This is a genomic window from Pseudomonas sp. GM24 (assembly GCF_000282235.1).
In the GTDB taxonomy this organism is placed as follows: Bacteria; Pseudomonadota; Gammaproteobacteria; order Pseudomonadales; family Pseudomonadaceae; genus Aquipseudomonas.
In genome coordinates this window covers 1-9784 of record NZ_AKJR01000205.1, presented here as the reverse complement: position 1 = coordinate 9784, position 9784 = coordinate 1, and the positions used below count along the sequence as shown (strand labels likewise).

Sequence of the window (9784 nt, the reverse complement as noted above, 5' to 3'; positions counted from 1 at the left end):
GTGCCGCAGCTCCTACAGGGAGCCGGGTTGCGTGATGGGAGCGGAAGGAAAATTTCAGACACAAAAAACCCCGGTCTTTCGACCAGGGTCTTTGCTATCGATTCCGAATCAACCAAAGGTTGCTTTCGGTGCTTCAAGGCGTTCAGTGGTCCTTGAAGCAGATATGGCGCAGCGGACGGGACTCGAACCCGCGACCCCCGGCGTGACAGGCCGGTATTCTAACCGACTGAACTACCGCTGCGTATCGCTTTGAGCTTGCGCTCAAGTAACTCGTTTTGACTGCAGGCTTCGGTGCCTTGCAATCGCGAACCAGACAATGCCTGACTCGTAAAATATGGCGCAGCGGACGGGACTCGAACCCGCGACCCCCGGCGTGACAGGCCGGTATTCTAACCGACTGAACTACCGCTGCGCGTCGGTGCAGGCACTTTCAGCCTACGTTCTTGCTTACGCAAGTTTCTCGGGGAGTGGTGGGTGATGACGGGATCGAACCGCCGACATTCTGCTTGTAAGGCAGACGCTCTCCCAGCTGAGCTAATCACCCGTTTGCATCTCCGAGGCCGCGAAATTTACGCAGGTAGCAGACCTAAGTCAATAGCAGGATTGAAGTTTTTCTGAAAAAGACGAAATTGTTTCCATCCTGCAAAACCGCTTTCGCGAGCGAACCCGCTCCCACAGGGGGTCTGCATTCCAAATGCGGGAGCGAGCCTGCTCGCGAAGGCGTCAGTTGATTCAACGCAAATTCAGAGAAAAAGGCGATCTACTCGCTGTAGATCATCTTTTTCGTCATGCCGCCATCGACGACGAACTCCTGCCCGGTGACAAACCCGGCATTCCTCGACAGCAACCAGGCGACCATGGCCGCCACGTCCTCGACCGTCCCTACCCTGCCCGCCGGATGCTGAGCATGATCAGCATCCGCCAAAGGCTCCGCTCGACGTGCAGAAGGATCGCGCGCATCGATCCAGCCCGGACTGACGGCGTTGACGCGAATCTCCGGCCCCAGACTGATTGCCAGCGCATGCGTCAGCGCCAACAAACCGCCCTTGCTCGCCGCATACGCCTCGGAGTCCGCCTCCGACTGCCGCGCACGAGTAGAGGCCAGATTGACGATCGAACCGTTGTGCGCACGCAGATACGGCGCACAGTGCTTGGCCAGCAACATCGGCCCGCTGAGGTTTACCGCCAGCACGCGATTCCAGTAAGCCAGGTCGAGGCTTTCGAGCGTGATGTTGTGCGGGTCAGCGACCGCCGCGTTGCACACCAGTGCATCGAGGCGACCAAACTGTCCCAATACTTCAGCGACGCCCAGCGCAACCTGAGCCTCATCAGCAACGTCCATCGCGATGAACCAGGCATTTTCGCCCAGCACCTTCGCCACTTTCGAACCGCGCGCACGATCCAGATCCGTCAGCACCACTTGCCAGCCTTCGCTGATCAACCACGCCGCAATCCCCAGACCGATGCCACGCGCGGCCCCCGTGACCAGCGCAACGCGGCCATGGGTACCCGCTGACGGAGTGGACAACTCGATCACAACGCCGCCAGACCGCGCGCCAGGTCGGCTTGCAGGTCGACTACATCTTCCAGACCGACCGCGATGCGAATCAGGCTGTCACGAATACCCGCAGCTTCACGCTCCTGCGGCGCCAGGCGGCCGTGAGACGTGGTGCTCGGGTGCGTGATGGTGGTTTTGCTGTCACCGAGGTTGGCCGTGATCGAAATCAAGCGGGTTGCATCGATAAAGCGCCACGCGCCCTCTTTGCCGCCCTTGACTTCAAAACTCACCACCGCACCGAAGCCCTTCTGCTGACGCCGGGCCAACTCGTGCTGCGGATGACTCTTGAGACCGGCGTAATGGACCTTCTCGATGCCGTCCTGCTGCTCCAGCCATTCGGCCAGCTCCTGGGCATTGGCACAGTGCGCCTTCATCCGCAGGTTCAGGGTTTCCAGACCTTTGAGGAAGATCCATGCGTTGAACGGGCTCAAGGTCGGCCCGGCAGTGCGCAGGAAGCCGACGACTTCTTTCATCTGCTCGCTGCGACCGGCAACCACGCCGCCCATGCAACGGCCCTGGCCGTCGATGAACTTGGTTGCCGAGTGCACAACGATGTCAGCCCCCATTTTCAGCGGCTGCTGCAAAGCGGGCGTGCAGAAGCAGTTGTCGACCACCAGCATCGCGCTTTTGGTGTGAGCGATTTCAGCCAGTGCGGTGATATCGACCAGTTCCGCCAAAGGATTGGATGGTGATTCGACGAAGAGCAGTTTGGTGTTCGACTTGATCGCCGCATCCCAGGCCGACAGATCGGCCAACGGTACGTAATCGACTTCAACGCCGAAACGCTTGAAGTACTTCTCGAACAGACTGATGGTCGAACCGAACACACTGCGCGAAACCAGCACGTGATCGCCGGCGCTGCACAAGCTCATCACCACCGCCATGATGGCGGCCATGCCGGTGGCGGTCGCAACGGCTTGCTCGGCGCCTTCCAGCGCAGCAATGCGCTCTTCGAACGCACGCACGGTAGGGTTGGTGTAACGCGAGTAAACGTTACCCGGCACTTCGCCGGCAAACCTTGCGGCCGCATCGGCGGCGGTGCGGAACACGTAGCTGGAGGTGAAGAACATCGGATCACCGTGCTCGCCTTCCGGCGTACGGTGCTGACCGGCACGTACGGCCAGGGTATCGAACGCTACGCCTTCGAGATCGCTGTCCAGCCGACCGGCATCCCATTCCTGACTCATGCTGTCACTCCTTGCCCTGTTCGCGAAAATTGAAAGTCAGATACAAAACCGGCCCCTCAGGGCCGGTAGAAACTCAGTTGTTGTACAGATCGATGATCGCACTGACCGCCTGGGTCTTGATCTTCGAGGAGTCGTTACGCGCCTGTTCGATCTTGTTCAGGTACGCCTCGTCGACGTCGCCGGTAACGTACTTGCCGTCGAACACTGCGCAATCGAAGTTCTCGATCTTGATCTTGCCGCCACCGACCGCTTCGATCAAGTCAGGCAGGTCCTGATAGATCAGCCAGTCAGCACCGATCAGATCCGCCACGTCCTGAGTCGAGCGATTGTGCGCGATCAGTTCGTGCGCGCTCGGCATGTCGATGCCGTAGACGTTCGGGAAGCGAACCGCTGGAGCCGCCGAGCAGAAGTAGACGTTTTTCGCGCCGGCTTCGCGGGCCATCTGGATGATCTGCTTGCAAGTGGTGCCGCGCACGATCGAGTCGTCGACCAGCATCACGTTTTTGCCGCGGAACTCCAGCTCAATGGCGTTGAGCTTCTGGCGTACCGACTTCTTGCGCGCAGCCTGGCCCGGCATGATGAAGGTACGGCCGATGTAACGGTTCTTGACGAAACCTTCGCGGAATTTCACGCCCAGGTGGTTGGCCAGTTCCAGTGCCGCGGTACGGCTGGTGTCCGGAATAGGGATAACCACGTCAATGTCGTGCTCTGGACGCTCGCGCAGAATCTTCTCAGCGAGCTTCTCACCCATGCGCAGACGGGCCTTGTAGACCGAAACGCCGTCGATGATCGAATCCGGACGCGCCAGGTAGACGTGTTCGAAAATGCACGGAGTCAGGGACGGGTTGGTCGCGCACTGACGGGTGTGCAGCTTGCCGTCTTCAGTGATGTAGACCGCTTCGCCCGGCGCCAGGTCGCGAATCAGGGTAAAACCAAGCACGTCCAGCGAAACGCTTTCCGAGGCGATCATGTACTCGACGCCTTCGTCGGTGTGACGCTGGCCGAACACGATCGGACGGATGCCGTGCGGGTCGCGGAAACCGACGATGCCGTAACCGGTCACCATGGCCACTACCGCATAACCGCCGACGCAACGGTTGTGCACGTCGGTCACGGCGGCAAACACGTCTTCTTCGGTCGGTTGCAGCTTGCCGCGCTGGGCCAGCTCATGGGCGAACACGTTGAGCAGCACTTCCGAGTCGGAACTGGTGTTGACGTGACGCAGGTCGGATTCGTAGATCTCTTTGGCCAACTGTTCAACGTTGGTCAGGTTACCGTTGTGCGCCAGGGTGATGCCGTAAGGCGAGTTGACGTAAAACGGTTGGGCTTCGGCCGAAGTCGAGCTGCCCGCGGTCGGGTAACGGACGTGACCGATGCCCATGTGGCCGACCAGACGCTGCATGTGACGCTGTTGAAACACGTCACGCACCAAGCCATTGTCCTTGCGCAGGAACAACCGGCCATCATGGCTGGTCACGATACCGGCAGCGTCCTGGCCGCGGTGCTGGAGCACGGTTAGCGCGTCATACAGCGCCTGATTGACGTTCGACTTACCGACGATACCGACGATGCCACACATGCGACGCAACCCCTACTTAATGGATCTGAACTGAACAACACTCACTGAGGCGTTTTCGCCGACGGCAAGAGTTGCTCCTTGAACGGAATATCAGCGGGTACGCTGATTCCGCTGGCAAGCCACTGACTGCTCCACCCGAGAATCAGGTTTTTGGACCAATCAGCGACCAATAGAAATTTTGGTACGAGCTGTGATTCTTTCCACCACCCGTCCTGCTGTACCGGCCCCAGGCTCAACAGCCCGACCGCCACGACCACCAGCAACACGCCACGCGCTGCGCCGAAGGCCATGCCGAGGAATCGATCGGTCCCGGACAACCCGGTGACGCGTACCAACTCGCCGATAAGATAATTGATCATTGCGCCCACGATCAGTGTGGCGACAAACATGATGGCACAGCCCGCGATCACGCGAGCCGATGGGGTTTCGATGTATCCGGCGAGGTACTCGGACAATGAGCCACCGAACATCCAGGCGACGACTCCTGCGATGATCCAGGTCACCAGCGATAATGCTTCCTTGACGAAGCCGCGGCTCAAACTGATCAAAGCGGAGATGGCGATGATTGCAACGATCGCCCAGTCAACCCAGGTAAATGGCACAGTGCAGCCTACAGACGGATAAGGCGGCGCATTTTAGCAGAGCGCATGCCTCTCGGTAAGCTGCGATTGTCAGTGCATTTCAATCGAGGTGATAGTTTTCAACCGCGCTCAGGCTGGAAGCGTACAACAAAACCCTTGAGGTTCTGCTGACGACCCAACAGATCACGCAGACGATCAGCCTCGGCACGCTCGATCAGCGGGCCGACAAACACCCGATTCTTGCCATCGGCCGAGCGGATGTAGGCGTTATAGCCCTGACTGCGCAGGGTTTTCTGCAGGCTTTCGGCGCTGGCGCGGCTCGACAGACTGGCCAGTTGCACCGACCAGCTCACCGACAGGCCGTTGGCATCGACGCGGCTTTGCGTGGTGTCCGGCTTGCTCGAGGATGCAGTGATCGGCTGAGCAGGTGCCGGAATCGGCTTGGCCACCGCGGGCGGCGCAACAGGCTTGGTGATCATGATAGGCGCTGTTGGCGCCGGTGCGACGGGCGCAGCAGGCGCTGTGTCTTCGGCGACTTCTTCATCCGTTGGCACTGGCTCCTGCGGCAAGGCTTGCGGCTCAGGCACGGCCACCGTTTCCATTTGCACTTGCGGCATGGCCGGCGCTTGCGGAGCTGCCGGTGCCTCAACGGTTACCTGACGCTGCTCGTCCTGGCGGGAAAACAGCATTGGCAGGAAGATCACCGCCAGCGCAACCAGCACCAAAGCGCCAACCATGCGCTGCTTGTACGCTTTATCCAGCAAAGCCATTTGCCGCTTCCTCCGTGGAGCGCCGGGCTAACCATTCAAGGGCCTCGGCGACACAATAAAATGATCCGAACAACAGAATCTCGTCGTCGCTGGTGGCTACCGCGCACTGCCCTTCCAGCGCGGCGGCGACACTGTCATAAGACGTGACGGACGCGCCAAGGTTCTGCAGGGCCGCATGCAACTCACTCACCGGCCGAGCACGCGGTGAATCCAGCGGCGCTACCGCCCAATGCTCGACACTAGCATTCAACTCGCCGACAACACCATCCAGATCCTTGTCCGCCAGCAGACCAAACACCGCCAGGCGCTTGCCGACCGGTGGTCGCGAGGCCAGCCGGCGGGCCAGATACTCGGCCGCATGCGGATTGTGCCCAACATCCAGCAACAGATTCAGACGCTTGCCGCTCCACTCGAACGAGCGACGATCCAGTCGACCGACCACGCGCGTCGCCTGCAATGCCGCCACAATCTGTTGCGAATCCCACGGCAAACCGAGCAGCAGATACGCCTGCAACGCCAGTGCGGCGTTTTCCATCGGCAGATCGAGCAGCGGCAAGTCACGCAGTTCAACCACTTGCCCCTGCGCATCGGTGCCGCGCCATTGCCAGTGCTGATCAGTAATACCGAGGTCGAAGTCACGCCCACGCAGGAAAAACGGACAGGCCAGTTCACGCGCCTTGTCCAGCAATGGTTGCGGAGGATTCAGATCGCCGCACAAGGCAGGTTTGCCCTGACGGAAAATTCCGGCCTTCTCGAAAGCCACGGACTCGCGGGTGTCGCCCAGATAGTCGGCATGATCGACGCCAATGCTGGTGACCAGCGCGATATCGGCGTCGACCACATTGACCGTATCCAGACGCCCGCCCAGACCGACTTCCAGCACCACCGCATCAAGCCCGGCCTGTTGAAACAGCCAGAACGCCGCGAGGGTGCCCATTTCGAAGTAAGTCAGCGAAGTATCGCCGCGCCCGGCCTCGACCGCCGCGAAGGCTTCACACAGCTGCGCGTCAGTAGCTTCTACGCCATTGATCTGCACCCGCTCGTTATAACGCAGCAGGTGCGGGGAATTGTAGACACCAACGCTCAGGCCCTGCGCCCGCAGCAATGAAGCCACGAAAGCGCAGGTCGAACCCTTGCCGTTGGTGCCAGTGACCGTGATCACCCGAGGCGCCGGCTGGCCCAGCCCCATGCGGGACGCTACCTGTTGCGAACGCTCCAGACCCATGTCGATGGCCGACGGATGCAACTGCTCAAGGTAGGCGAGCCATTCGCCAAGGGTGCGCTCGGTCATAGGCCAGCAGGTACCGGAGGAACCACGATTGGCTCGATTGGCGCGGCGACGAATTTCGGCGTCGGCTTGCCAGTCATCTGTGCCAGCAGGTTACCCAGGCGCGGGCGCAGTTCCTGACGGTGGATAATCATGTCGATCGCACCGTGCTCCAGCAGGAATTCGCTGCGCTGGAAGCCTTCCGGCAGTTTTTCACGCACGGTTTGTTCGATAACGCGCGGACCGGCGAAGCCGATCAGGGCTTTCGGCTCACCGACGATCACGTCGCCAAGCATCGCCAGACTCGCCGAAACACCACCGTAGACCGGGTCGGTCAGTACGGAGATGAATGGAATGCCTTCTTCACGCAGACGCGCCAGCACAGCCGAAGTCTTGGCCATCTGCATCAGCGAGATCAGCGCTTCCTGCATGCGTGCACCACCGGAGGCAGCGAAGCAGATCATCGGGCAGCGATTTTCCAGCGCGTAGTTGGCGGCGCGCACGAAGCGCTCACCGACGATGGCACCCATGGAACCGCCCATAAAGGCGAATTCAAAGGCCGAAACCACCACTGGCATGCCCAGCAAGGTACCGCTGACGGAGATCAGCGCGTCTTTTTCGCCAGTCTGCTTTTGGGCAGCGGTCAGGCGATCCTTGTACTTCTTGCCGTCACGGAATTTCAGACGGTCAACCGGCTCCAGATCGGCGCCCAGTTCATTGCGACCTTCGGCATCGAGGAAAATGTCGATGCGCGCACGTGCGCCGATGCGCATGTGGTGGTTGCATTTAGGGCAAACGTCCAGGGTCTTTTCCAGCTCTGGACGATACAACACCGCCTCGCAAGACGGGCATTTGTGCCACAGACCTTCAGGGACCGAGCTCTTCTTGACCTCGGAACGCATGATCGAAGGGATCAGTTTGTCTACTAACCAGTTGCTCATGCTTTCTTTCTCCAGTACCGGCGGCCCGAACGCTCTGGTTCGCAGCCCCGCGTATGCCCTTCAGCTAAATTCATGTGTGTGGCGATGGTTGCCGGACTGCCACGATCAGCGCGAAACATGACCTGCGTGCGATCCAGAAACCCTCAGCCGCGCCTGCTTTGTGCAAGTGCATTGATGGACGGCGGCAGACTGCCAGCCGTCACATCAATATCGGAACCGGCAGGTTCCTATATTCCTTTTACGGCGTTGATGAACGCGCGGATCTTTGCGTGATCCTTGATGCCTTTGCTCGCTTCCACCCCGCCACTGACATCCACCGCATACGGTTTTACCCGTTCCACGGCATCTGCGACGTTCTCCGGGGTCAAACCACCCGCGAGAATCAACGGCTTGCTCAACGTCTGCGGAATCAATGACCAGTCGAACGCCTCACCGGTTCCGCCGGGCACACCTTCGACATAAGTGTCGAGCAGCACGCCACTGGCGCTCGGATAGGCATCAACCGCCGCCGCAATGTCATCACCGGCCTTGACCCGCAACGCCTTGATGTACGGACGATGCCAGCCTTCGCAGTCTTCAGCGTCTTCATCACCATGAAACTGCAACAAATCCAGCGGCACGGCGTCGAGGATTTCACCCAACTCGCAACGGCTGGCATTGACGAACAGCCCTACGGTAGTCACAAACGGCGGCAATGCCTGAATAATCGCCCGCGCCTGCTGTACGGTTACCGCACGCGGACTCTTGGCATAGAACACAAACCCGATCGCATCCGCCCCGGCCTCAACGGCGGCCAGCGCATCTTCTATGCGGGTAATCCCGCAGATCTTGCTGCGAACGGCTGACATATCGAGAAAAACTCCGAGGCAAAATCCGGGAAAGTCCCGGATGGTAACAAAAGCGTTCGAGGGCGTCAGCCGTCAAGTTCGGAGAAACCCGTAAGGAAATGTGGCCCGATAAAACGCTCGGGCAACGGAAATTCGTCGTGGTACTCGACCTGTACCAGATACAAGCCGTACGGATGCGCGGTCACCCCACCGGAGCGGCGCTCGCGGCTTTCGAGGACTTCCTTCATCCACTCCACCGGACGCTCGCCAGCACCAATGGTCATCAGCACGCCAGCGATATTGCGCACCATGTGATGCAGGAAGGCATTGGCGCGAATATCGAGCACGATCATCTTGCCGTGACGGGTCACGCGCAGGTGATGCATCTTCTTGATCGGCGACTTGGCCTGGCACTGACCGGCGCGGAACGCGCTGAAATCGTGAGTGCCGATCAGATACTGCGCGGCCTCGGCCATGCGCTCGACATCCAGCGGGCGATGATTCCAGGTGATTTCTTCATTGAGATGCGCCGGGCGAATCTGATCGTTGTAGATCACGTAGCGATAGCGCCGGGCGATGGCTTTGAACCGCGCATGGAAATGCGCCGGCATCACCCGCGCCCAACTGACGCTGATGTCATGGGGCAGATTGATGTTGGCACCCATGACCCAGGCTTTCAGCGAACGATCGACCGTTGTATCAAAGTGCACCACTTGTCCGCAGGCATGCACGCCGGCGTCGGTGCGTCCGGCGCACTGTAGCGAAACCGGTGAGTTGGCGACTTTCGACAGGGCTTTTTCCAGCTCTTCCTGCACCGTCGCCACACCCGTCAACTGACGCTGCCAGCCGCTGTAACGCGAGCCTTTGTACTCAACGCCCAACGCGACGCGGTAAAAGCCGTCGGGAGCCATTTCGGCGACCGGGTTATCTATGTTTGCCAAGGTGGGACAGCCTGCTGTTTGTGCAAAGGCGGGCATTATAAGGCTGTGGACCGGGGATACCAGTTTCAAGATCAAAAGATCGCAGCCTTCGGCAGCTCCTACATGAGATGGCGTTCCCCTGTAGGAGCTGCCG

At 59.9% G+C, this 9784-nt stretch carries 9 protein-coding genes and 3 tRNA genes; all 12 read right to left on the bottom strand.

Features of this window, described 5'->3' with window-relative positions:
• Window positions 1-164 precede the first annotated feature (164 nt).
• A tRNA-Asp gene (locus tag PMI23_RS21995) sits at window positions 165-241 on the bottom strand.
• Between the two features lie 94 nt (window positions 242-335).
• A tRNA-Asp gene (locus PMI23_RS21990) sits at window positions 336-412 on the bottom strand.
• 56 nt (window positions 413-468) lie between these two features.
• A tRNA-Val gene (locus tag PMI23_RS21985) sits at window positions 469-544 on the bottom strand.
• Between the two features lie 216 nt (window positions 545-760).
• Window positions 761-1537, bottom strand: a complete 777-nt coding sequence (locus PMI23_RS21980; RefSeq protein ID WP_007913464.1) for an SDR family oxidoreductase — start codon at window positions 1535-1537, stop codon at window positions 761-763.
• Window positions 1534-2745, bottom strand: a complete 1212-nt coding sequence (locus tag PMI23_RS21975) for an O-succinylhomoserine sulfhydrylase (protein ID WP_007913463.1) — start codon at window positions 2743-2745, stop codon at window positions 1534-1536. The genes PMI23_RS21980 and PMI23_RS21975 overlap by 4 nt, the downstream gene beginning before the upstream one ends.
• Before the next feature lie 73 nt (window positions 2746-2818).
• Window positions 2819-4324: an amidophosphoribosyltransferase gene (gene purF / locus PMI23_RS21970; protein ID WP_007913462.1), complete on the bottom strand. Its 1506-nt coding sequence runs from the start codon at window positions 4322-4324 to the stop codon at window positions 2819-2821.
• 41 nt (window positions 4325-4365) lie between these two features.
• Entirely contained in the window at window positions 4366-4926 is a 561-nt protein-coding gene (locus PMI23_RS21965; RefSeq protein ID WP_007913461.1) for a CvpA family protein, read from the bottom strand.
• 98 nt (window positions 4927-5024) lie between these two features.
• Complete coding sequence (locus tag PMI23_RS21960; RefSeq protein WP_007913460.1) at window positions 5025-5675, bottom strand: SPOR domain-containing protein; 651 nt, start codon at window positions 5673-5675, stop codon at window positions 5025-5027.
• Window positions 5659-6966: a bifunctional tetrahydrofolate synthase/dihydrofolate synthase gene (gene folC / locus PMI23_RS21955; RefSeq protein ID WP_007913459.1), complete on the bottom strand. Its 1308-nt coding sequence runs from the start codon at window positions 6964-6966 to the stop codon at window positions 5659-5661. The genes PMI23_RS21960 and folC overlap by 17 nt, the downstream gene beginning before the upstream one ends.
• Window positions 6963-7883 (bottom strand): acetyl-CoA carboxylase, carboxyltransferase subunit beta, encoded by a 921-nt coding sequence (gene accD, locus PMI23_RS21950; protein WP_007913458.1) that lies wholly within the window; start codon window positions 7881-7883, stop codon window positions 6963-6965. Before accD ends, folC begins: the two co-directional genes overlap by 4 nt.
• 227 nt (window positions 7884-8110) lie before the next feature.
• Window positions 8111-8731, bottom strand: a complete 621-nt coding sequence (locus PMI23_RS21945; protein ID WP_007913453.1) for a phosphoribosylanthranilate isomerase — start codon at window positions 8729-8731, stop codon at window positions 8111-8113.
• A 65-nt stretch (window positions 8732-8796) separates the two neighbouring features.
• Window positions 8797-9621, bottom strand: a complete 825-nt coding sequence (gene truA / locus PMI23_RS21940) for a tRNA pseudouridine(38-40) synthase TruA (protein WP_034152768.1) — start codon at window positions 9619-9621, stop codon at window positions 8797-8799.
• Between the last annotated feature and the right edge of the window lie 163 nt (window positions 9622-9784).